The organism is Ruminococcus sp. RTP21484sp1_RTP21277st1_D2_RTP21277_210401, assembly GCF_040924225.1.
GTDB lineage: Bacteria > Bacillota > Clostridia > Lachnospirales > Lachnospiraceae > Blautia_A > Blautia_A faecis.
The window spans coordinates 41,893-65,125 of sequence record NZ_JBCOMJ010000031.1 but is presented as its reverse complement, the minus strand read 5'-3'; the positions used below and the strand labels follow the sequence as shown (position 1 = coordinate 65,125).

The 23,233-nt window shown below is 42.8% G+C and carries 18 protein-coding genes, 1 tRNA gene and 1 riboswitch; of the genes, 15 read left to right on the top strand and 4 right to left on the bottom strand.

What is annotated here, in order from left to right; genetic code table 11:
• Positions 1 to 155: 155 nt before the first annotated feature.
• A riboswitch (cobalamin riboswitch) is annotated at positions 156 to 353 on the top strand.
• A 146-nt stretch (positions 354 to 499) separates the two neighbouring features.
• The 6 genes from AB5706_RS18065 (at position 500) to AB5706_RS18040 (ending at position 6,330) form a co-directional block, all read left to right on the top strand.
• Positions 500 to 1,225, top strand: a complete 726-nt coding sequence (locus AB5706_RS18065) for a class I SAM-dependent methyltransferase (RefSeq protein ID WP_173772426.1) — start codon at positions 500 to 502, stop codon at positions 1,223 to 1,225.
• A 4-nt stretch (positions 1,226 to 1,229) separates the two neighbouring features.
• Positions 1,230 to 2,177 (top strand): nickel ABC transporter permease, encoded by a 948-nt coding sequence (gene nikB, locus AB5706_RS18060; protein ID WP_118579991.1) that lies wholly within the window; start codon positions 1,230 to 1,232, stop codon positions 2,175 to 2,177.
• Positions 2,167 to 2,988: an ABC transporter permease gene (locus tag AB5706_RS18055; protein ID WP_173774239.1), complete on the top strand. Its 822-nt coding sequence runs from the start codon at positions 2,167 to 2,169 to the stop codon at positions 2,986 to 2,988. The genes nikB and AB5706_RS18055 overlap by 11 nt, the downstream gene beginning before the upstream one ends.
• A 69-nt stretch (positions 2,989 to 3,057) precedes the next feature.
• The gene (locus AB5706_RS18050; RefSeq protein WP_173774240.1) at positions 3,058 to 4,587 is read left to right on the top strand and encodes an ABC transporter substrate-binding protein; all 1,530 of its coding nucleotides are present in this window, start codon (positions 3,058 to 3,060) and stop codon (positions 4,585 to 4,587) included.
• 2 nt (positions 4,588 to 4,589) lie between these two features.
• A complete protein-coding gene (locus tag AB5706_RS18045; RefSeq protein WP_118579997.1) occupies positions 4,590 to 5,384 on the top strand; it encodes an ABC transporter ATP-binding protein in 795 nt (264 codons plus the stop codon).
• On the top strand, positions 5,374 to 6,330 hold the full coding sequence (locus AB5706_RS18040; protein ID WP_173774241.1) for an ABC transporter ATP-binding protein: 957 nt from the start codon (positions 5,374 to 5,376) through the stop codon (positions 6,328 to 6,330). The genes AB5706_RS18045 and AB5706_RS18040 overlap by 11 nt, the downstream gene beginning before the upstream one ends.
• 66 nt (positions 6,331 to 6,396) lie before the next feature.
• On the opposite strand, the gene AB5706_RS18035 is transcribed toward AB5706_RS18040, so the two are convergent.
• From AB5706_RS18035 to aroC, 3 genes are all read right to left on the bottom strand, one after another.
• Positions 6,397 to 7,758, bottom strand: a complete 1,362-nt coding sequence (locus AB5706_RS18035) for a nitrogenase component 1 (RefSeq protein ID WP_173772430.1) — start codon at positions 7,756 to 7,758, stop codon at positions 6,397 to 6,399.
• Entirely contained in the window at positions 7,724 to 9,913 is a 2,190-nt protein-coding gene (locus tag AB5706_RS18030; protein ID WP_173772432.1) for a nitrogenase component 1, read from the bottom strand. Before AB5706_RS18030 ends, AB5706_RS18035 begins: the two co-directional genes overlap by 35 nt.
• 101 nt (positions 9,914 to 10,014) lie before the next feature.
• Entirely contained in the window at positions 10,015 to 11,106 is a 1,092-nt protein-coding gene (gene aroC, locus AB5706_RS18025; RefSeq protein ID WP_173772441.1) for a chorismate synthase, read from the bottom strand.
• A 263-nt stretch (positions 11,107 to 11,369) separates the two neighbouring features.
• Between aroC and AB5706_RS18020 the strand changes: the two genes are divergently transcribed.
• The 4 genes from AB5706_RS18020 (at position 11,370) to AB5706_RS18005 (ending at position 16,089) form a co-directional block, all read left to right on the top strand.
• The gene (locus AB5706_RS18020) at positions 11,370 to 12,311 is read left to right on the top strand and encodes a magnesium transporter CorA family protein (protein WP_148462836.1); all 942 of its coding nucleotides are present in this window, start codon (positions 11,370 to 11,372) and stop codon (positions 12,309 to 12,311) included.
• Positions 12,312 to 12,324: 13 nt separating this feature from the next.
• Positions 12,325 to 13,182, top strand: coding sequence for a rhomboid family intramembrane serine protease (locus AB5706_RS18015; RefSeq protein ID WP_148462835.1), 858 nt, complete (start codon positions 12,325 to 12,327; stop codon positions 13,180 to 13,182).
• A gap of 98 nt (positions 13,183 to 13,280) precedes the next feature.
• Positions 13,281 to 14,714: a pyruvate kinase gene (gene pyk, locus AB5706_RS18010; protein ID WP_148462834.1), complete on the top strand. Its 1,434-nt coding sequence runs from the start codon at positions 13,281 to 13,283 to the stop codon at positions 14,712 to 14,714.
• An 88-nt stretch (positions 14,715 to 14,802) separates the two neighbouring features.
• The gene (locus AB5706_RS18005; protein WP_173718129.1) at positions 14,803 to 16,089 is read left to right on the top strand and encodes a diaminopimelate decarboxylase; all 1,287 of its coding nucleotides are present in this window, start codon (positions 14,803 to 14,805) and stop codon (positions 16,087 to 16,089) included.
• A 276-nt stretch (positions 16,090 to 16,365) separates the two neighbouring features.
• Here the strand turns inward: AB5706_RS18005 and AB5706_RS18000 are convergent.
• Positions 16,366 to 16,448, bottom strand: a tRNA-Leu gene (locus AB5706_RS18000).
• A gap of 148 nt (positions 16,449 to 16,596) precedes the next feature.
• Here AB5706_RS18000 and ftsH point away from each other — a divergent pair.
• From ftsH to AB5706_RS17975, 5 genes are all read left to right on the top strand, one after another.
• Positions 16,597 to 18,456: an ATP-dependent zinc metalloprotease FtsH gene (gene ftsH, locus AB5706_RS17995; protein ID WP_173718130.1), complete on the top strand. Its 1,860-nt coding sequence runs from the start codon at positions 16,597 to 16,599 to the stop codon at positions 18,454 to 18,456.
• A 231-nt stretch (positions 18,457 to 18,687) separates the two neighbouring features.
• The gene (locus tag AB5706_RS17990; protein ID WP_118580021.1) at positions 18,688 to 19,026 is read left to right on the top strand and encodes an anti-sigma factor family protein; all 339 of its coding nucleotides are present in this window, start codon (positions 18,688 to 18,690) and stop codon (positions 19,024 to 19,026) included.
• A 23-nt stretch (positions 19,027 to 19,049) separates the two neighbouring features.
• Positions 19,050 to 21,689, top strand: a complete 2,640-nt coding sequence (gene polA / locus AB5706_RS17985; RefSeq protein ID WP_173718132.1) for a DNA polymerase I — start codon at positions 19,050 to 19,052, stop codon at positions 21,687 to 21,689.
• 92 nt (positions 21,690 to 21,781) lie between these two features.
• Positions 21,782 to 22,381: a dephospho-CoA kinase gene (gene coaE, locus AB5706_RS17980; RefSeq protein WP_148462829.1), complete on the top strand. Its 600-nt coding sequence runs from the start codon at positions 21,782 to 21,784 to the stop codon at positions 22,379 to 22,381.
• Positions 22,368 to 23,165, top strand: coding sequence for an MBL fold metallo-hydrolase (locus tag AB5706_RS17975; RefSeq protein WP_118580030.1), 798 nt, complete (start codon positions 22,368 to 22,370; stop codon positions 23,163 to 23,165). Before coaE ends, AB5706_RS17975 begins: the two co-directional genes overlap by 14 nt.
• Positions 23,166 to 23,233: the final 68 nt, after the last annotated feature.

Genomic DNA, 23,233 nt, shown 5'->3' with positions numbered 1-23,233 from the left:
CTGTTGATGGAAGCATTATACTACATTGGGACATTTTCCTTTGTGGTATATTAGGACATTATCATAAATGGTTCATAAGGATATAGAGGCCTGATACATTCTGATTGACAAACAGGAAATGCTGTATTATACTTTTCGATGTTGTGTTGAGAATTGAATAAAACGACCATTTTGGTGCCTGGTGGAAATTAAAATAAATTCTAGCAGGTCAAACGGGAAACAGGTGAAAATCCTGTGCTATGCCGTAGCTGTAACAGTTGAGTAAGCTTTCGAAACCACTGAATTTTTATCGGGAAGGGAAAGCATTATGATGACACTGGAGCCAGAATACCGGCCAGAATGAAGAACTTTTGCTGCGGGGCACGGTATAGGGGTTGGTTTTATATAACAGGATTATTATGTCATTAAGCCGCTGCGTTAGCAGCGGCTTTTTCACGCTTTTATTACATGAATTCCCTGATTTGGCAGAAGTTTATGCTATTGGAAAGGATAAACACAAATGGCAGAATTGTTAAAGAATATTCAGTCATATTGGGATATGAGAGCTGGAGGATTTTCAGATGCCAGTATGGAAGAAAGAAAAACAGAACCTGGAGAGAGATGGGAAAATATTTTCAAAAATTCTCTTAAAACGGGATGCCATGTATTAGATGATGGGTGTGGCGCTGGCTTTTTTACCACTTTGCTTGCTTCGATGGGATTTCAGGTGACTGCGGTAGATTATAGCACAAAAATGCTGGAAGAAGTCAGAAGAAATCTGGAGACAGAAGGACTTAAAGCAGAACTTCATCAGATGGATGTGCAAAGCTTAGAATTTGCTGATAATTCCTTCGACGCAGTGGTATCAAGAAACGTATTCTGGAACCTGGAGCATGCAGATAAAGCTTATGAGGAAGCGTACAGGGTTCTAAAAAAAGATGGAATTCTAATTCTGGAAGATGGAAATTATTATCGCCGTTTTTTTAGTGATAAGTATCAGAAAGCCTATGATGAGTTTCAGCGGGGACATGAAAAAGAAGAACAAGGGTGCCATGCGCGACATAATAAAGAAAATGTAGATTTTTCCATTATGGATGAAATTGCAAAGAAATTGCCAATGAGTCAGGTAGATCGACCTGACTGGGATTTTAATAAACTTGTAGAAACAGGATTTCATAAAATACAGGTGGAAATATCTGGCAGCCCTTTACCGATGAGTTTTTGTATTGTAGCACAGAAAGGCTGAAAAAGTGAAAAGAGAGATTATAAAACGACTGATTTCACTTGTGATTATTTTGTTTGGGCTGTCTCTGATGACCTTTGGACTTACATATATTTTGCCGTCAAATCCAGCTGAACAGCTGGCAGAATCTATGGGTGCAGGTCATGACCGGGAGGTAATTGCAAAGATTGAAGAAAAATACGGATTAGACAAATCTTTTGGAGAGCAGTATGTGAATTGGCTGAAGGGTGCGTTACATGGCGATTTCGGAATGTCGGTAAAATATGCACAGCCCGTTTCCCAGGTATTAGGAAGAAAACTCCCCAATACGGTTAAACTGGCAGTTGCATCGTTTATTCTGATGATATTAATTTCTTTTCCGTTAGGAATTTTATCAGCAGTATATAAGGATAAAAAGGCTGATTATATTATTCGGTTTATGTCTTTTATTGGAATTTCACTGCCTAGCTTCTGGGTTGGTATGATGATGATCTATTTTTTTGCAGTTAAGATGCACTGGCTGCCTGTGGGGGGATCAGATTCTTTTAAAAGTCTGATCATGCCGTCTGTAACACTTTCGTTAAGCATGAGTGCGTACTACATAAGACGGATCAGGGCGGTAATGGTCGAGCAGATGAATGAGGAATATATAAATGGCTGTCAAGCAAGGGGAATTGGAAGGTTTCGTACAATTTTCTTTCATGTGCTGCCAAATTCCCTGCTTACTGTAGTGACAATGCTCGGCATGTCATTTGGAGGATTACTTGGTGGAACAATGATCGTTGAAACGGTCTTTAGCTGGAATGGAATCGGCAGCGCAGCAGTGGCTGCGATTTCCGGCAGAGATTACCAGCTGATCCAGGGATATGTTATGTGGATGGGATGTATTTATGTACTGGTGAATCTTTTGGTAGATATATCTTACCAGTGGCTTGATCCAAGAATTAGAAGAGGAGCCCTGCAACATGAAGAGTAAGAAAAAATTATGGATTCGTTTTGTGATTATAATGGCATTTGCAGTGCTTTTCTTATTATTTGCATTGTTCGCGGGAAAATTTGCACCTTATGATCCGTTGGAAACACACTATACAGACCTTCTGAAAGCGCCATGCAAACAGTATCTCATGGGAACTGATCAGATGGGAAGGGATATATTTTCGAGAATTCTTTACGGAGGAAAAACATCACTTTTGATCGCATTTGTTGTGACAGCGATCATTTCCGTTGTAGGAATTCTTATCGGGACAATAGCAGGCTTCTGGGGAGGCGCTTTTGATGCTGTTTTAATGCGTTTATCTGACATGCTGATGGCCTTTCCTGGTTCCATTTTTACAATTGCACTTGTAAGCTTTCTTGGTACAGGACTTCCAAATCTGATTTTGGCAATGACCATAACAGGATGGACTTATTATGCAAGAATTAGCCGGTCATTAGTGCTTTCCATAAAAAATAATACATATATAGAGCTGGCAAGACTGGGAGGCGCTAATAATTTCCGGATTATGACAGGTTATATTATTCCAAATGTCATGCCTTCGCTGTTAGTAAATATTACGCAGGATATTGGAAGTAAACTTTTGACCATTGCAGGTCTTTCCCTGCTGGGGCTTGGTTCCCAGCCACCTACACCGGAGTGGGGATATATGCTGTCTGAGGGAAAAGACTATATGTATTCGGCACCCTGGATGCTTATGGCACCTGGTATTGTTATTTTAATAAATGCAATCATATTTAATTTACTTGGAGACAGTATTCAGGATCTGATGAATCCGAAAAGAAAAAATTAAGAATGTTTACTCTTTAAAATAAAGAGTTGAACATAGATTATAGTTTAACAACAGGAGGAGAAATAAAAAATGAGAAAACGGTTAGTATCTTTATTGTTTGCAGGAATTATGGCATGCAGCGTAATAGGAAGCGGTGTTACTACATTTGCAGCCGAAAATGACAGTCACATTAATCTGGCACTTTTCACCTACATCGAAGGCATGGATCCTGCAACAGACTGGTGCGGATGGAATCTTACACGCTGTGGTGTAGGAGAAACTCTTGTGACTGTAAATGAAAATATGGAAATTGTAGGACAGTTAGCTGATGAGTGGGAGCAGGTTGATGATACAACTTATCGTTTTCATATCCGCCAGGGAGTAAAATTCAGCAATGGTACCGAGCTGACACCAGAGATCGTAAAGGATTCTATCCAGAGATCTATTGATAATAACTCTCGTGGAGGAGATCTTAAAATTGCAAACATCGAAGTAGATGGAGAGAATGTAGTATTTACTACAGATGGTGCATACAGTGCTTTTGTTTCACAGCTTACAGAGCCGATGACAGTTATTGTAGACACCACAGCTGATACAAGCAATTATGATACTATGCCAATCTGTACAGGACCTTATGCAGTGTCTGAGTATGTATCTGAAGAGAAGATTGAGCTTGTGGCAAATGAGAACTACTGGGATGGAGCACCGGAAATCAAGAGCATTACTGTAAAGAATATCGGAAGTGATACAAAGGTAGATGCAATGCTTTCCGGAGATATTGACCTTGCACAGGGACCGGATGCAACAGCTCTTAATCGTGTGGAAAATAATGACGATATCAACATTGTAAAAGTAACCGGAACAAGAGAGAATGATTTCGAATTAAACTGCCGCGAGGGAAATCCCCTTTCTGATAAGAACCTTCGTCTTGCACTGTCCTATGCAGTAGATCGTGATGTTGTAGCACAGGTAGCAGGAAATGGTTATTCTTCTCCAATCAGCACAGCATTCCCGCCATCTGTAGGATACGATTCTGAAGATGTAAACGGACAGGTTTATGATCTGGATAAGGCAAAAGAATGCCTTGAGGCAGCAGGCTACAGCGATTCTGACGGAGATGGAATTGTGGATAAGGATGGAGAGAATCTGTCCCTTACAATTTCTATTGCCAATGGTTCTTCAACAGCAGTAAGTGAGACTTTACAGGATATGTGGAAGCAGATCGGAGTTGATGTACAGATTGAAATGCTGGAGAATGTAAGTGACAAACGTGCTTCTGGTGATTTCGATATGCTGGTATCTCCAAACTGGCAGACTGTAAATGCTGGTGATGGTCAGAAATATCTTATGAACCGCTGGTCTGATGGAGGAAGTGACAATTACAGCGGATATCACAGTGATGAATTCCAGTCTGTTCTGGATAAACTGGATGCTGCATTTACTCAGGAGGACCGTGTAAGCGCATTTGTAGAAGCCCAGCAGATCCTGGCAGATGATGCCCCGGCAATCTGGATGTATGCAAATGATAACGTGACTCTTGTAAACAGTAAACTTGAGAATGTAACAGTATTCCCAATTGACTATTATCTTGTAACAAACAAGTGGACATTAGCTGAATAATTATGGATATTCTGAATATTGAGAACTGTACGATTCGCTATCAGGAGCAGGAAGCGGCAGTAGAGCATGTTTCTCTTTCTGTAGGAGAGCAGGAAATCGTCAGTATCGTAGGTGAAAGTGGAAGTGGAAAAACAACTTTAATTCGTGCTATTCTCGGAATTTTACCTCCTGGCGGGACAGTGACAGAGGGGAAAATCTTATTTCAGGGAAAAAATATTTTGGAATTAGATGAGACGTCTTTACAAAAGCTCCGGGGAACGGAAATTGCAATGATCTTTCAGGATGTTGGAGCATCATTGGATCCCATACGGATTGTAGAGTCTCAATATCGGGAATCTATTCTGGCGCACAGGAAAATGGCAAAGGCTGACTGTCGGTCACTGGAAAAAGAAATGCTGGCAAAAATGCATCTGACAGATCCGGAACGTGTAATGGTATCTTATCCTTTTGAGCTTTCCGGCGGGATGAAACAGCGTGTTGGAATTGCAATGTCAATGACTGCAAGACCAAGACTTCTTCTTGCAGATGAGCCTACTTCTGCATTGGATGTGACAATTCAGGCAGAAGTGGTACGAGAAATGAAGAAGCTTCGGGAGCAGTATGAAACTGCAATTATTCTTGTGACACATAACATGGGAGTTGCTTCTTACATTTCAGATAAGATCGGTGTGATGTGCAAGGGTGAGCTGGTGGAATTTGGAAAAAGAGATGATGTGATCTTTCATCCGAAGCACGAATATACCAAAAAACTTCTGGCGGCAGTGCCAAGGCTGGAGGGAAAACGATTTGCAAAATGATACGATTCTCCTGGAAATTAAAAATCTGAATAAGACATTTCCAGTGAAAAAAGAAAAATTATATGCAGTAAGTGATGTTAGTTTTTCCCTCAAAAAAGGTGAATGCCTGGGGATTGTGGGTGAAAGTGGATGCGGGAAAAGTACAGTGGCGAGAATGATTGCCGGTATCATACCTGTTTCGGGTGGAGAAGTACTGCTGGAAGGGGAAGCTTACATGAACCTGAAGGGCAGTGAAAAAAGACGTTTCCGCCGAAACATTCAGATGGTTTTCCAGGATCCTTTAAGTTCATTCAGTCCAAGAATGAAAGTTGGCACTTATCTTATGGAATCCAGGAGAAACTTTGATGGGATCAGTAAAGAAAATGGTCTTAAGGAAGCGCGCAAACTGCTTCTGGAAGTAGGTCTTCCGGAAGATTTTGTGAATCGTTATCCACATGAGCTTTCGGGTGGTCAGCTGCAGCGTGTGGCTATTGCCAGGGCCATTTCTATTCAGCCTAAACTACTGATCTGTGATGAAGCGACAGGTGCACTGGATGTTTCCATACAGAACCAGATTGCGAAGCTGCTGGTAAAGCTGGTGGAAGAAAAGCAGATCAGCTGTCTGTTTATTGGGCATGACCTGGCACTGGTAAGGAGTGTAAGTCAGAGAATCGCAGTTATGTATCTGGGAAGAATTGTGGAAATTCTGGAGAGTGAGACGCTTGCTGCAAAAGCAGTACATCCATATACGAAAATGCTGCTTGGTTCTGTTTTTGATGTATATTGCGATCAGAATGAGAAAATTGCAGCTGCAAAGGGAGAGCCTCCAAGTCCTCTTGAAGTGCAAAAGGGCTGTGCTTTTGCCGGGCGCTGCAACTGGTGCAGGGAGAAATGTAAAGAAGAACTGCCTCTTTTGCAGGAGATTGAGCCAGGACATAAGGTTGCCTGTTTTCAATTTATGAAATAAAATACTGCTCTGAGCAGTAAAAGCTGTCTGGTAGATGCCAGGCAGCTTTTTTGAGGTGGAATAAAGTTAATTCCATGCTCGAAGCAGTTTTGTACCATTTAAGATTTGTTCCAGAAGATATAGAGCACCTGTACATCCAACGTAAGTTTTGGGAATGACATGGATATATCCGGAACCTGGATTGGCAGTTTCAATGCCAAAAATGTTGTCGCTGTAAGTGTTCAATTCTACGATTGTGTTTGCACCAGCAAGAAGGATAACATTATTTACAGAGGCAATATCCTGTTCCAGTGCGTCTTCACAATGAAGCTCATGAAGCTTTTCCTGAATCAGATTTTCCGTGTGGCATTGTAAATAAAGTGGATGGATGACTTTGGGCTTAATGCCTAAATAACCGGAAAGATAATCCACATATCCTCTTAGAACGGATGGTTCGCCTTCTGCGGCATAGCGAAGATCCTTTGGGAAGCCTTTATTTCCCATATTATGTGCAATGAAATAGAAAGCGCGCGAACGGCTTTCTTCAATATAATCTAATGCAGGTTCACAATTTGTTCCGAGCAAAGAGGAAATCCCCCGGACAAATTCTTCGGTGAGGTCAAAACCGATTGGCATTCCTCCGGTCTCGTAAACTGGTATGGGAAAATGGCTGCGGAGATATTCGGCTGTTTTTTTACAACGCTCCGGGCAGAGTATAATATTGGCGTCTGCCTGAGCAATTGTACGAAAATCAGTTATGGGACAATTCATACCAGCTGCTACATGAACAGAGATTCCGCAAAGCTTCAGTAATTTGGTGATTTCCTTTAAACCGCCTTCCGGGAATTTCTCATGTGCATCAAAACCAAAAAGGTTAATAGATGGAATTTTGGAGGCTTTTTTATTGGTGCAAGGTTTATCACATAACAATTCCATCAGGCGAACGGTTGCTTCGTCGTATCCGATCATAGAATTTTCTGATAAGCCAGGGGATTCGATAAAAAGGTGTGGAATTCCAAATTCTTTGCTGATGGCATCCAGTTCCGGCTCCAGTGCTTCGCCGAGGAGAGAAGTACCGGGAGTCTGGATTACTGTGAATAAGTCATAACTTCTTTCTGAAAACAGATCGTTTAATGCGCGATGAAGTTGTTCGGCGGTCCCGAAAATGTAATCAGAATAGCGGAGATTGGTAGCTGGTATGCGAGGACTGCCGATGCAAAACTGGCTGCGAAGCAACCGGTCATCCATAGCATCTTCCAGTCGAAGCTCATCACCAAGAGTCCATAGATTGGATCTTCGAATCAAAGAATCAACACCACTAAAGGTATAGTAGGTTTTACAGCCAATAGGACCATTTAGGAGAACCAGGTTGTTTTGGATCCCTTCGCATGCAGAGATAACACCCGCAATGTGATCAGGGACAGCGTTTCTCAAATAATGATTTGTCATTTTTCCATCGTCCTTCCAAAGTGTTTTCAAATAAACGGATCCATTTTGCAGCACAATCTGTTCCAGTAAAGAAACCTGTGCTGATATCCCGTGCAAGATTTACGGTGCAGATTTCATCAAGTATGAAAGTCTGTCCCATAAAATCATTCAGGATAATAAGATCTGGCTTTTGTTTTGCAATAGAAGTAAATAATGTATTTTGTGCATTTTCCCAGTCCGCTGAGAATTGATGCTTCCAATCTGCAACGCTGTCTTCTTTACTTCCGATAAGGATAGAATCCAATACATCCAAATCCAGATCATGAGCCAATTCAAGAATCCAATCAATGCTATTGTTCTTTAAGAATAAAATCACTTTTTTCCCTTTATACAAAAGTTTGAGGTTGTTAATAGTTTGGGTGTATTGAATGCGGTTTTCTAAAATTACCTGTTCTGTTTCTTTTTCTTTTCCATAAAGTTTTCCTATTTTGCGAAGCCAGGAGGCTGTTTGGGAAAATCCCCTGGGAAGCTCGTTGCAAAGAAAACGGCAACCATATTTTTCTTCAAATATTTTTTGCAGTTCATGTCCTAGTTTATCATAGCGTGCCATGATCGAATAAGGCGCTTTTAAAAAATTATGGATGTTCTCCATTGATTCTGCGCAGATAAAGCGACAGTTGATTCGGATTCCTATTCTTTTAAATATTTCCTGCAGATTCATAAAAGTACGATCTGTCTGAGAAGAAATTGTATGTTCATAGACAAGATTGATGCAATCAGGTTCTGGCTTTACGTTCGGATCAACAGCTTGAAGAGCAAGCGTTTTGTAGCAAAGTGCCATTCCTTCGTTATAGTCACCGGCTTCGATTCCGTCAGTATGAATAATATACATATCGACACCAAGACTTTTTAATTCTTTTTGAAGTGGAACCAGGTCATCGCCACTCATGCCTGGAATACAGGAAGTGACAGTGATAATATTGCGGATTCCGCGTTTCACCATTTGAAAAGCTTTACGCCGTGTCTGTTCTACACCACCGTATACGGCTTCGTTTATGGTGATATCAGTATTCTCAAACTGTCTTGGAACAAAGGCCGGGTAAAGGATTCCGCGTTCATACAATCCTCTTCGTCCGTAGCTGGTAAAACCGTTAATGGCATACCAGGTGCAGCTTTTGGGAGCATGTCCGAGAATTGCGGCATCTTTGATATGAACCGCCAGATCGATAGCACCACGATAAGCACAGCCATATAGCGGAACTCTGCTAAAAGGATCAGATAAAGCTCTCTTTTTCGTGGCAGAAGGTTGTGCGGGAACAGCAGTAATCACGGGAGCAGATGTATGTTTGGAAATTGTAGTGGTAGTGTGGGATAGTCTTTCCCCACGCATAAAAAGCTCCATCTGCTCTTCAGATAAAGGGGCAGCGGCATAAAGAACAGGCTGCGTTTGTAATTTTTGTGCAAGCTCCAGAAAAATATTAGCTTCGGCACTTTTGGGGGATTTTTCAACCAGAGTCATTGCTTCTTTTTCTGCCTGGGTAAAAAGATTACTTCTGGGAATTTCTGCAAGAATTGGAAGATTGACAGCATTGGTAAAGTCTTCTACATATTTGCGATCATCACCGACTCCGCGGCTGTTATAGATGATCCCGGCAATCTGTCTGCCCTGGGGATTAAGATTCTTTATTCCGCACAGAATGTTATTTGCAGCATAAATAGACATAGATTCCCCACTTGTTACAAGAACTACTGCATCGGCATATTGTTTGCGGACAGGAACCGCAAAACCGCCACAGACAACATCTCCTAATACATCATATATGACCTGGTCATATTTTTCTATGGCGTGGTATTTGTTTAAAAAATCAAATGCAGTCAGAATTCCCCGGCCTGCACAGCCCATTCCTGGTCTGGGACCGCCTGCTTCTATGCAACCAGTGTCAAGAAAACCTGGTATTAATACATCTGCCAGGTTTTGTTCATCTTCAGGAGTGTTTAGAAGATAATCGAGGATAGTTGTGATTTTTTGCCCATGGTGTAGAAGACGGGTTGAGTCGTGCTTGGGATCACATCCTATTTGAAGTACTTTACTGTTGCAGACTGCTAAGGCTGCGGTCAGATTCGCACTTATTGTGGATTTCCCAATCCCTCCCTTTCCATAAACTGCAATTTGCATATTGGTCCTCCTCATTATGAAATTCCAAATTACCTTTGATAATGGCATTGGAGACTGTTATTACTTGCTGGAAAAATTTTTAACGACGTTTTTTTCGTAATCTACAGATAAAAATCCTTCACATAATCCATCCGTGCGCTCATATTAGAAAACATAGCATCTACCAGTGTGATGGCGGCCATGGATTCTACTACTACAACGGCACGGGGGACGATTACCGGATCATGGCGGCCTTTGATTTCGATGGAGGTGTTCTCGCCGGTAGTGGTAACAGTCTGCTGAGGCTGTGCAATGGATGGGGTTGGTTTGATGTGGGCGCGGAGGAGAATTTCACCGCCGTCACTGATTCCGCCTAAAATGCCTCCAGAGTGGTTGGTGGTCTTTACAATTCTGCCATTTTCCATGTGGAAGCCATCATTGTTTTCGGAACCCTTCATGGTGGAAACCTTTACACCATCGCCGATTTCCACTGCTTTTACGGCGCCAATAGACATCAGTGCCTGGGCAAAAGCTGCATCTAGTTTTCCAAATACAGGATCTCCAATGCCAGCAGGAACGCCGCTTATACGGCACTCGACAACACCGCCTGCACTGTCCTCCTCTTTCATGCATTTCTCCAGATACTTGGCTGCTTTTTCTGCGGCAACCATATCTGGCATATAGAAAGAGTTTTCCGGTATTATTTCAGGGTGGTAGCTGTGGCAGGAGACTGGTCCGATGGAACTGGTGTAGGCCTGCAGGGTAATACCAAGTTCTTTCAGAATCCTGGCTGCAATGGCTCCTGCGGCAACTCGGCCGATGGTCTCACGTCCAGAGGAACGTCCACCGCCTCTGTAGTCGCGAAAACCATATTTACTGTCAAACCCAAAATCTGCATGTCCAGGACGATAGGTCTGCGCGATATTTCCGTAATCCCGGGAACGTTGGTCTTTGTTCCGCACGATCATGGAAATGGGGGTGCCAGTGGTCTGTCCCTCAAAGACTCCGGAAAGGATTTCGACTTCATCTCCTTCATTTCGGGCAGTGGTGTAACGGCTTTGGCCAGGCTTCCTTCTGTCCAGATAAGCCTGTATATCTGCCTCCGTAAGGAAAAGTCCTGCCGGAACGCCATCTACAACGGTGCCCAGTGCCTTGCCGTGGGACTCTCCCCAGGTAGTTACCGTAAATTTTTTTCCAAATGTTGACTGACTCATAGGCATAAATCCTTTCTTCTTCGGACTGCAGCAATCGCCAGTTGTGGAGGGAAAACTGCTGTGCCGAATTAAAGTATGAATGTGATGTTAAAGACATTATAGCGAAATGCAAAAAATTTGTAAACCGAATCTATTAGAATTGACAAAATTTCCTGTAGAAATTATAATTAAGCGTGTATTTTTGAGGATAGGAGCCCTGTCTGACAGAAAAGTGGGACAGCTGGTTTTTATACAGAAGCAAGAGATTGGAAGGAGTGCAGCTTGTGGTAAGGATTTTTAAGACAATAGAGGGTGCGATCCATGAGATTCAGGAGCCACAGGAGGATTGTTGGATTGCAATGACCAATCCCACTGCAACTGAGATCTTTGAGATGTCCGAAAGATTCGGAATCGAAGTAGATGATCTTCGCGCTCCTCTGGATGAGGAAGAGCGTTCTCGTATTGAAGTGGAAGATAATTATACACTGATCCTGGTAGATGTTCCTATGATCGAGGAACGCAATGACAAGGACTGGTATGGCACTATCCCTCTTGGTATTATTGTTACCAAGAAGATGATTTTTACCGTATGTCTGGAGGATACCCAGGTGCTTACCCGGTTTATGGAGGGAAGAGTACGTAATTTCTTTACCTATATGAAAACCAGATTCATTTTGCAGATCCTGTACCGCAATGCCACTATGTACCTGCATTATCTGCGTATTATAGATAAGAAAAGTGAACAGGTGGAGGAGAAGCTCCACATGTCCACCCGTAATCAGGAACTAATGGAACTGTTGGAACTGGAGAAATCCCTGGTTTATTTTACTACATCTCTTCGGTCGAACGAGGTAGTACTGGAGAAGCTTCTGAAGGTAGAGAGCATTAAGCAGTACCCGGAGGATACGGATCTTCTGGAAGATGTTATCATTGAGAATAAACAGGCAATCGAGATGGCCAATATATACAGCGGTATCTTAAGCAGCATGATGGGGACTTTTGCCTCGGTTATTTCCAATAACCTGAATGTGGTTATGAAGGTTTTGTCCGTTATCACGATTGTAATGAGTATTCCCACTATTGTGTTCAGTGCATATGGAATGAACCTGAGCCCTTCGGGAATGCCGTTTTCTGCTGACAAATGGGGATTTTTAGTGGTGATATTGCTGTCCATACTGGTGAGTATTGTGGCAGCTGTGATTCTGTCCAAGAAGAAATTTTTCTGAATAGGAGGATTACATGAAATTTATTGATAAGCTGGAACGAAAATTTGGAAGATTTGGTATTCCCAATCTCACAATTTACATGATTGTATGCTATGTGATCGGTTATGCACTGATGATCGTGAATCCAGGCATACTGAACTGGCTGAGCCTGGAACCAGCGTATATTCTGCGGGGACAGGTATGGAGACTAGTGACCTGGGTACTGTATCCACCGAGCACTTCCGGAGTATTATGGTTTGCAATTGCAGTTCTGTTCTTTTATTATCCAATTGGAACTTCTCTGGAGCGGACGATTGGAACTTTTAAATATACGTTGTATATTCTTTCGGGCGTGATATTTACAATTTTGGGAGCGTTCATTCTGTATTTCCTTCTCGGAGGAAATGTTCTGGTAGGAAACGTATTTTCTACTTACTATATCAGTCTGTCCACATTCCTTGCATATGCAATGTGTTATCCGGATATGCAGGTTCTGCTTATGTTTATCATTCCGGTGAAGATGAAGTGGATGGCAATTTTTTATGTGGTGATCGTTGTATATGAAATGATTCAGTACATTATGGCAGGTGCATGGTATTTGGTGATCCCGATTGTGGCTTCTCTGTTGAATTTCATTATTTTTTACTTTGGAACAAAGGATTTCAGCCGGTATAACCCGAAGGAGGTCCACAGAAGAAATGAATTCCGCAGAGCAATGGAACCCCAGGGACGTATGAAATCAGGCAGCGGCAGTGTGACCAAGCACAAATGCGCGATTTGCGGACGTACTGAGCTTGATGATCCTAATCTGGAATTTCGTTTTTGTTCCAGATGCAATGGAAATTATGAGTATTGCCAGGACCATCTTTTTACACATACACATGTGAAATGAAATTAATGTAATTGTTAACCGGTAACATTGCATGGCTGCTGTGAACGATGTGGGCAGCAGCCAGCAAATGACTGAAAAGACAGAGGGAAAGACTGCTTATGAAGAGAACAAAAATTATCTGTACTATGGGACCAGCATCCAGTAAGAAAAATACTTTAAGAGCTATGATGCGTGCCGGAATGGATATTGCACGTTTTAATTTTTCCCATGGTTCTCATGAAGAACACAGGGGAAGAGTAGACATGGTCAAAAACCTACGGGAAGAACTGAATATTCCGGTTGCCCTGCTTCTTGATACAAAGGGACCGGAGATCCGTACCAAGCTTCTTAAGGATCATAAGAAGATTACATTGGAGGCTGGAAGCGAATTTACACTTACTACCGGTGATATAGAGGGAGATGAGACCAGAGTCGCCATCACATATGAAAATCTTTACAAAGATGTGAAAAAAGGCGGTAAAATCCTGATTGATGATGGTCTGATCGAACTGGAGATTGAGAATATTAAGAATGGGGATATTGTCTGTCGTGTCTTAAACGGCGGCGAGCTTGGAGAGCGCAAAGGAATCAACGTCCCTTATGTGAAAGTGAAGCTTCCGGGAATTACAGAGCAGGACAAAGAGGATATTCTGTTTGGAATTACACAGGAGTTTGATTATATTGCAGCTTCTTTTGTACGTGACGCAAAAGCGATTAAAGAAATCCGTCAGCTTTTAGATGAAAATGGCGGACATGATATTGGAATCATTGCCAAAATCGAGAATGCCGAAGGTGTTGAAAATATTGATGAGATCATCAAGGCCGCAGATGGTATTATGGTTGCCAGAGGCGATCTTGGCGTGGAGATTCCTCCAAGTGAGGTTCCTTATATCCAGAAAATGATCATCCGCAAGTGCAATGAGAACTATGTTCCGGTTATTACTGCTACCCAGATGCTGGATTCCATGATCCGTAATCCACGTCCTACAAGAGCTGAGGTGGCAGACGTTGCCAATGCTATTTACGACGGTACAGATGCGATCATGCTTTCCGGTGAAACTGCAGCTGGTAAATATCCGCTGGAAGCACTGAAGATGATGGTGGAGATTGCACAGACCACAGAGCCTCACCTGAATTATGAGGATTATACCCATAACCGCAATATGTGTGGTGAGAGCAGAGTGTCCAGTGCTGTGGGACTGGCTGCAGTGCAGACTGCAAGAGATCTGAAGGCCAAGGCCATTGTGACTCCTACCTTTGGAGGAAGAACAGCCAGACTGATTTCCAATTTCCGGCCGGAAGCTCCTATTTATGCTGTCACTCCCAATGATACGATTCTGCATAGACTTCAGCTTGTATGGGGCGTTACACCGCTGAAAGGATACGAGAAGGATTCTACAGAGCACATTATTTCCCAGGCCATGAGCGTTGTCCGCAGAAAGCGGCTTGCAAAGAAAGGAGACCTGATCGTATTTACGGTTGGAGATCCTGCTACCAATATGACCCGGGAAGGTGCTGTAACAAATATGCTGCATGTGATTGAAGCCAAATAAAGCTGTCACATGATCTGATTTGTTGCAATAGAAAAATTACTTTTTAAGCGCAGCGAGTGCTGTATTTTACAAACGAGGAGAAACTATTATGAAAAAGACACCTTTTGTAACACTGGAGAAGGTACAGGAAATTGCCGAAAAATATCCCACCCCATTTCATCTTTATGATGAGAAGGGCATCCGGGAAAATGCACAGGCTTTAAAGGAAGCTTTTGCATGGAACAAGGGCTTTAAGGAGTTTTTTGCAGTAAAGGCAACCCCGAACCCGTTTCTGATCAAGATTCTGCAGGAATATGGCTGCGGATGTGACTGCTCATCCATGACAGAACTGATGCTTTCCAAAGCTATCGGATGCAAGAAGGGAGACATTATGTTTTCCTCTAATGACACTCCGGATAAAGAGTTTAAATATGCAGATGAGATCGGTGGAATTATCAATCTTGATGACATCACTCATATTGAGAGTGTAGAGAAAGCTGTTGGAAAGATTCCGGAGATCATTAGCTGCCGTTATAATCCTGGTGGAGTGTTCAAGATCAGCAATGATATTATGGATAATCCTGGGGATGCAAAATATGGCATGACTACGGAGCAGATTTTTGATGCATTTCGTATCCTGAAGAGTAAGGGCGCCAGGGAGTTTGGAATTCATGCATTTCTTGCCAGCAATACAGTGACGAACGATTACTACCCGATGCTTGCGAAGGTTATGTTTGAACTTGCTGTGAAGCTTCAGAAGGAGACTGGGGCGCATATTAAATTCATCAATCTTTCCGGTGGTATTGGTATTCCTTATCGCCCGGAGCAGACTCCAAACGATATTCGTGCAATTGGAGAAGGTGTACGCAAGGTATATGAAGAAGTTCTGGTTCCGGAAGGAATGGGAGATGTAGCTATTTATACAGAGCTTGGACGATTCATGATGGGACCTTATGGCTGCCTGGTAACAAAAGCGATTCATGAGAAGCACACTCACAAAGAGTATATCGGTGTGGACTCCTGTGCAGTAAACCTTATGCGGCCGGCTATGTACGGTGCTTATCATCATATTACTGTTCTTGGAAAAGAGGATCAGGTTTGCGATCACCTGTATGATATCACAGGATCTCTTTGCGAGAATAATGATAAGTTTGCAATTGACCGTTATCTTCCGAAGATTGATATGGGAGATTATCTGGTGATTCATGATACTGGCGCACATGGTTTTTCCATGGGATATAATTACAATGGTAAATTGAAATCTGCGGAGATCCTTCTTCACGAAGATGGAAGCTTCGATATGATCCGTCGCGCCGAGACCCCAAGAGATTACTTTGCAACTTTCGACTGCTTCCCGATTTTTGAGAAAATGCTGGAGGATGAAGACCGGGCGTAATTACTTATGAGTAAAATAAAAACAGTTTGATGCGTTTGGCTTGCAGACTGTGTAAATGAAAAGAGGAACCGCTGAGTTGCTGGCGGATCCTCTTTTGCTATATAGAAAGAATTTCTTCGGAACAGTTTGGGATAGATGGTCAAAAGTATGAACCCGCGAGGTAAATGCGGGGCAGATTTTTGACAATCCTTGACATTTTTTGAAATTCTGAGCAACAAAAAATCCCGCAAAATCAAGGACTTGACGGGATTTATATAACTTATGAAGTGTTAAAAATGCCGGCAGTGGGACTTGAACCCACACGTAGTTGCCTACAACAGATTTTGAGTCTGCCTCGTCTGCCATTCCGACATGCCGGCGGTTGAACAATTGATATAATAGCACATTATAAAAATAAAGTAAAGATGAAATTATGAAAAGTTTATAAATTTTCGAGGCAGAATATTGATATTCATACATGGAAATGCTAAAGTATTTAACAGTTGACAGAAAATGGAGGAAATGCCAATGAATATTGACCATAAAAAACCAGAGAACCGGCCATTGTACATTTTTGCACTGATAGCGGTTGTGGTGATCCTTTTCCTGAACATATTTGCCATTCCAGCCATGCAGGAACGCTCTGTAGAGAAAACCGACTACAGTACATTCCTCAGCAATGTAGAGCGTGGAAATGTATCTAAGGCAGAGGTGCAGGACGATTATATCTATTATATAGTGAGAAAGAACGGCGAGGACGTGGTGTGCAAGACTGTACGCATGGATGATCCGGACCTTGTAAGCCGCCTTTATGAAGCCGGAACCAGTATGGAAGCAGTGGAGCCTCAGAAGCAGTCCATCTTACTCAGTCTGGTGATCGGATATGTGATCCCAATCGTAATCTTTGTTTTCCTTGGAAGATGGCTGAGTAAGAAGATGATGAGCTCTATGGGCGGTGGTCCTGGCGGAGCAATGTCCTTTGGAAAAAGCAATGCCAAAGTATATGTGAAGTCTTCTACAGGAATTAAATTTACAGATGTGGCAGGTGAGGACGAGGCGAAAGAGCTTCTTACGGAAATTGTAGATTATCTTCATAATCCGCAGAAATACACGGAGATTGGAGCATCCATGCCCAAAGGCGCCCTTCTTGTAGGCCCTCCAGGTACAGGTAAGACATTGCTTGCCAAGGCAGTTGCAGGAGAAGCAGAAGTACCGTTTTTCTCTATTTCCGGTTCAGAATTTGTGGAAATGTTTGTGGGCATGGGTGCTGCCAAGGTTCGTGATCTGTTTAAGCAGGCAAATGAGAAGGCACCTTGTATTGTATTTATTGATGAGATTGATACCATTGGTAAGAAACGTGACAGCGGAAGCTTCACAGGTGGAAACGATGAACGTGAGCAGACATTAAACCAGCTGCTTACAGAGATGGATGGATTTGACGGCTCCAAGGGAGTTGTAATCCTGGCTGCTACCAACCGTCCAGATTCCCTGGATCCGGCCCTCCTGCGTCCGGGGCGTTTTGACAGACGTATTCCGGTAGAACTTCCGGATCTGAAAGGACGTGAGGAAATCCTGAAAGTCCATGCCAGAAAGATCAAAATCGCAGACAGTGTCCGTTTCGATGAAATTGCCAAGGCAGCAGCCGGCGCTTCCGGTGCAGAGCTTGCCAATATTGTAAATGAGGCGGCTCTTCGTGCTGTCCGTGATGGCAGGAAGTTTGCTACGCAAGCTGATTTTGAGGAGAGTATAGAGGTTGTTATCGCTGGTTACCAGAAGAAAAACCGGGTGCTTTCCAATAAGGAGAAGCTGATCGTATCCTATCATGAGGTGGGACATGCACTTGTGGCGGCGAAACAGACGGATTCTGCTCCGGTTCATAAGATTACCATTATTCCCCGTACCTCAGGCGCTCTTGGATACACCATGCAGGTGGATGAGCAGGAGCACTTCCTGATGTCAAAGGAAGAACTGGAGAATAAGATTGCTACATTTACTGGGGGCCGTGCTGCTGAAGAACTGATTTTCCACAGTGTTACAACTGGCGCGTCGAATGATATCGAGCAGGCTACCAAGATTGCCAGAGGCATGATTTCACGCTATGGCATGAGCGATGAGTTCGATATGGTTGCGATGGAAAGTATGAGCAATCAGTATCTGGGTGGTGATTCAAGTCTTAGCTGCTCCTTTGAGACACAGACGCTTCTGGACAAAAAGGTAGTAGAGCTGGTACGAAGACAGCATGAGAAGGCCTATAAGATTCTTGAGGATAATATTGAGAAGCTTCATGAACTTGCAAAATATCTGTATGAGCATGAAACAATCACAGGCGAGGAATTTATGAAGATTTTAAATGATCCGCCGAAGTCTCTTACAGCCAGTGCAGAGTAAAAAGAGCATTTTTGTAATATTTGACCGGACTTTGCGGCAATAAAAAGAACCGCATTGCCGGATATATAAAATAAGGGACAGCAGAAAAAGATCAGATGCCCTTTAAACAGATTTTGGTTATTTCCCTTGTCTGCTTAAAGAGTATCCGGTCAAACATCTGCTGTCTCTTGTGTTTTGGGGAAGATTCGGATATAATAACAAATATGGGCTGCAAAAGGGAGGAGTGTTTCCATGAATTGTCAGACAGCAGAGAGTATGGTAAACCGATACATTGAGCATGATTTATCTGTAGATGAACTGGAGGATTTTCTGGAACATGTGGAAAATTGTCCGTCCTGTTACGACGAGCTGGAAACTTATTTTATTGTTCATGCTGCCATGCAGCAGCTGGATGAGGAGAGCAGAGATTCCTCATTGGATCTTCGGGAGCTTCTGGAAGAAGATATTCGTAAATCCAAGCATTATATACTGAAGATGAGATTCCGCCGCGCGCTGAGTGGAATGGGATTCTGTGCGTTGATTGCTGGACTGGGTGGATTTTTGATTTATATTATTATGCAGGTATTATAGGAAACACGGTACAGGAGGCTTATATGTGTGAGAAAATTTTACTGATAGATGGTCACAGTATTTTAAACAGGGCATTTTACGGACTTCCGGATCTGACTAATTCAGAAGGTCTGCATACAGGTGCTGTCTATGGCTTTTTAAATATCCTGTTTAAAGTGCTGGGAGAAGAGAAACCGGAATATCTGGCAGTGGCATTTGACAGAAGTGAGCCGACTTTTCGCCATGCGAAATACCCAGAATACAAAGGTACACGTAAGCCCATGCCTCAGGAACTAAAGGAACAGATTCCGCTCTTGAAAGAGATGCTTGAAAAGATGGAAATCGCCACAGTTTCCCTTGCAGGCTTTGAAGCAGACGATATTCTTGGTACGCTGGCGAAAAAAGGTGAAGAAAAAGGTATGGATGTAATCATTCTTTCCGGTGACCGTGATCTTTTACAGCTGGCGACTAAGAAAACCATGATCCGTCTGCCAAGGACTGCAAAAGGGCAGACTGTTATAGAAGACTATAAGGAAGACCAGGTGCAGGAGCGGTATCTGGTTACTCCTGCCCAGGTTATAGAATTAAAGGCTCTTATGGGTGATGCTGCCGACAATATTCCTGGAATTCCAGGTGTCGGAGAGAAGACAGCCACCAGGCTGCTTGCAGAATATGGCTCCATAGAAAATGCTTTTTCCCATGTGGAAGAGATTTCACAAAAGCGGGCCAGAGAATCTTTGAGGGAAAATTACCAGATGGCCCAGCTGAGTAAGGAGCTTGCAACTATTTGTACAAACAGCCCCATAGAATTTGAACAGGAGAAATTCCAGTTAGGAAATATTTTTACAAAGGAAGCCTACGAGCTATGCAGAAAATTGGATTTCCGGAATTTTCTGATGAAATTTGATCCGGCTGAAGTGAATGAAAATACAATAGAACAGGATTTTTTCATCTGCAATGATCTGGAGGGCTGTGAGGCACTTTTTGAAAAAGCGGGACAGGCAGAAGCTGTGGGAATAGCGCTTCTCTGGGATAAAGAAGGTGTCTATGGAGCTGGTCTGGCATTAGGGGAAGATGAAATGTATTATGTTCCTGTGGAGGGAATGGTAACAGCAGCTTATTTAAGTGATAAGATCGGCAGGCTGGGGAAGTCTACCACAGTTTGTTCCATGGACGTAAAAACCATGCTCAAGCGTGCTGATCTAACACCCGATGCAAACGTATTTGACTGTGGCATTGCAGCTTATCTTCTGAATCCTTTGAAAAGTACTTATACTTATGAAGAGCTTGCAAAAGATTATCTGGATGGGAAGCTCCTTCCGGGAAAAGAAGAGCTTCTGGGAAAAATATCCCTGAAAAAGGCCTGGGAGGAGGATATGCCGGAACTGGAACATCTGGCATGCTATATGGCGTATACCGCTTTTGCCACCAGAGCCCCCTTGAAAGCGAAGCTTCAGGAAACAGGTATGTGGAAGGTATACACAGAGATTGAACTTCCTCTTGTATTTACGTTAGATTCCATGGAAAAATGGGGAATCGAAGTAAAAGGAGAAGAATTGAAAAATTATGGTGAAAAGCTGACTGTCCGCATTCATGAACTGGAAAAGCTGATCTGGCAGCAGGCAGGAGAAGAATTTAATATCAATTCTCCGAAACAGCTTGGTGTGATCCTTTTTGAAAAAATGGCTATTCCGGGAGGAAAGAAAACGAAGACCGGCTACTCCACATCCGCAGATATATTAGAGAAACTGGCATCAGAGAATCCAATCGTAAATGATATTTTGGAATATCGTCAGCTTACAAAGCTGAAATCCACTTATGCAGACGGTCTTGGAGCCGTAATCGAGAAGGATGGAAGAATCCATTCCACTTTTAACCAGACCATAACTGCCACTGGCAGAATCAGCAGTACAGAGCCAAACCTTCAGAATATTCCAGTCCGAATGGAGCTTGGAAGACTGATCCGCAAAGTATTTGTACCGGAAGCTGGATTTGTATTCCTGGATGCTGATTACTCACAGATTGAGCTGCGTGTTCTGGCTCACATGTCCGGGGATGAAAAGCTGATCAAGGCTTACAGGGAGGCGGAAGATATTCATCGACTGACAGCGTCTCAGGTCTTTCATATTCCGCTTGAGGAGGTCACTCCTCTGCAAAGACGAAATGCCAAGGCGGTAAACTTTGGCATTGTATATGGCATCAGCTCTTTTGGTCTTAGCCAGGATCTTAGTATTACAAGAAAAGAGGCTGCCGCTTATATCCAGAAATATTTTGAGACCTATCCAAGCATAAAGGGATTTCTGGATGGACTTGTGGAGCAGGGAAAAGAAAAAGGCTATGTTTCCACTATGTTTGGCAGAAGAAGACCGGTTCCGGAACTGAAATCCAGCAATTTTATGCAGAGATCCTTTGGCGAGCGTGTTGCCATGAACTCGCCAATTCAGGGAACTGCCGCAGATATTATCAAAATTGCCATGAATCGTGTGTATAAACGTCTTTTGGATGAGAAACTGAGATCCAGACTGGTGCTTCAGGTCCACGATGAATTGCTGATCGAGACTTGGAAAGATGAAATCCCTCAGGTATCAAGAATTCTGGAAGAGGAAATGAAGGGTGCAGCCAATCTGGCAGTGGAGCTGGAAGTAGATATGCATCAGGGGAATAACTGGTACGAGGCAAAGTAGAATCAGAGCTATGTCTGGAATAGGATTGAGGAAGAAAATAGTTTGCACCTCATAATTACCAGGTGAAATCGAAGCAGTAAGGAATAGGACAAATGAAGACAATTGGTATTACAGGAGGAGTTGGTGCCGGAAAAAGTACGGTGCTTGCTTATCTTGAGAAAAAATATAATGCTTTTGTTATACAGGCTGACGAAGTGGGACATATTGTGATGGCTCCGGGACAGGAATGTTATCAGCCAGTGATTGATCTGTTTGGGAAAGATGTGATAAAAAACGATAAAACTATTGACCGGAAGAGGGTTTCCGATGTAGTATTTGAGCAACCGGATTTTTTGAGCCGCCTAAATGGAATAATTCATCCGGCTGTAAAAAGATATATCCTGAAAAGCCTGGAGGAACAGAAGAATAAGGGACGGAAGCTATGCATTGTGGAAGCTGCACTTTTTCTGGAAGAACATTACCAGGAGTTTTGTGATGAAGTATGGTATATTCATACAGATGAGGAAATCCGCATTCAGCGCCTGATGAAAAACCGAGGCTATACAAGGGAAAAATCTCTTGGAATTATCGGAAATCAGGCCAGCGAAGATTATTTTCGAGCCCATACAGATTTCGTTGTAGAAAATAACGGAAATGTGGAAAAAACCTGGAAGCAGATAGATGAAGGAGTAAGAAGAAATGAGACTTTGTAGCATTGCCAGTGGAAGCAGCGGAAACTGTATTTATGTGGGATCAGAAGAGACCCATGTTCTTGTTGATACAGGAATAAGCGGCAAAAGGATCGAGCAGGGACTGAACCAGCTGGAGCTTACTGGCAGGGACATTGACGCGATTCTGGTCACTCATGAGCATTCTGATCATATCAGCGGTCTGGGGGTGATGGCACGCAGATACCACATTCCGGTTTATACTACAGGTGGAACTGCAGATGCAATCAGTAGAATGAAGAATATGAAGAATCTTCCGGAAGACACTTTTCATGAGATTGTGGAGGATCAGGATTTTCATATCAGGGATCTGACCATTCATCCTTTTTCCATTCCACATGACGCGGCACAGCCGGTAGGATACCGGGTTGAGTGTGAAGACAAGGCAGTTGGAATCGCCACAGATCTTGGAAAATATAACGATTACATAGTAGATAATTTACAAAATCTGGATGCTCTTTTGCTGGAGGCAAATCATGATATCCGTATGCTTCAGGTGGGAAGTTATCCCTATTATCTGAAACAGCGTATCTTAGGCGACAGGGGACATCTTTCCAATGAAAATGCGGGAAAGCTGCTTTGCAGGCTTTTGCATGATGACATGAAAGCTGTTTTTCTTGGACATTTAAGCAAAGAAAACAACTATGAGGCTCTTGCCTATGAGACTGTGTGCTCAGAGGTAACTCTTGGAGATAATCCATATAGATCAAAAGATTTTCAGATTCAGGTTGCGAAACGGGACAGTATTTCAGATGTGGTTGTATTGTAGAGGAGATAATTTACAGTAAAGAAACAAAACTATATTTGAAATACAGGTTCAGTTTTTATATACAGATC

Bases quoted from the DNA above. Each gene is read 5' to 3' on its own strand.
- AB5706_RS18030 (WP_173772432.1), bottom strand. From the start codon at position 9,913: ATGCAAATTGCAGTTTATGGAAAGGGAGGGATTGGGAAATCCACAATA.
- AB5706_RS18005 (WP_173718129.1), top strand. From the start codon at position 14,803: ATGAAAAAGACACCTTTTGTAACACTGGAGAAGGTACAGGAAATTGCC.
- pyk (WP_148462834.1), top strand. From the start codon at position 13,281: ATGAAGAGAACAAAAATTATCTGTACTATGGGACCAGCATCCAGTAAG.
- AB5706_RS18015 (WP_148462835.1), top strand. From the start codon at position 12,325: ATGAAATTTATTGATAAGCTGGAACGAAAATTTGGAAGATTTGGTATT.
- AB5706_RS18065 (WP_173772426.1), top strand. From the start codon at position 500: ATGGCAGAATTGTTAAAGAATATTCAGTCATATTGGGATATGAGAGCT.
- AB5706_RS17975 (WP_118580030.1), top strand. From the start codon at position 22,368: ATGAGACTTTGTAGCATTGCCAGTGGAAGCAGCGGAAACTGTATTTAT.
- aroC (WP_173772441.1), bottom strand. From the start codon at position 11,106: ATGAGTCAGTCAACATTTGGAAAAAAATTTACGGTAACTACCTGGGGA.
- coaE (WP_148462829.1), top strand. From the start codon at position 21,782: ATGAAGACAATTGGTATTACAGGAGGAGTTGGTGCCGGAAAAAGTACG.
- AB5706_RS18045 (WP_118579997.1), top strand. From the start codon at position 4,590: ATGGATATTCTGAATATTGAGAACTGTACGATTCGCTATCAGGAGCAG.
- AB5706_RS18055 (WP_173774239.1), top strand. From the start codon at position 2,167: ATGAAGAGTAAGAAAAAATTATGGATTCGTTTTGTGATTATAATGGCA.
- ftsH (WP_173718130.1), top strand. From the start codon at position 16,597: ATGAATATTGACCATAAAAAACCAGAGAACCGGCCATTGTACATTTTT.
- AB5706_RS18035 (WP_173772430.1), bottom strand. From the start codon at position 7,758: ATGACAAATCATTATTTGAGAAACGCTGTCCCTGATCACATTGCGGGT.
- AB5706_RS17990 (WP_118580021.1), top strand. From the start codon at position 18,688: ATGAATTGTCAGACAGCAGAGAGTATGGTAAACCGATACATTGAGCAT.
- AB5706_RS18050 (WP_173774240.1), top strand. From the start codon at position 3,058: ATGAGAAAACGGTTAGTATCTTTATTGTTTGCAGGAATTATGGCATGC.
- polA (WP_173718132.1), top strand. From the start codon at position 19,050: ATGTGTGAGAAAATTTTACTGATAGATGGTCACAGTATTTTAAACAGG.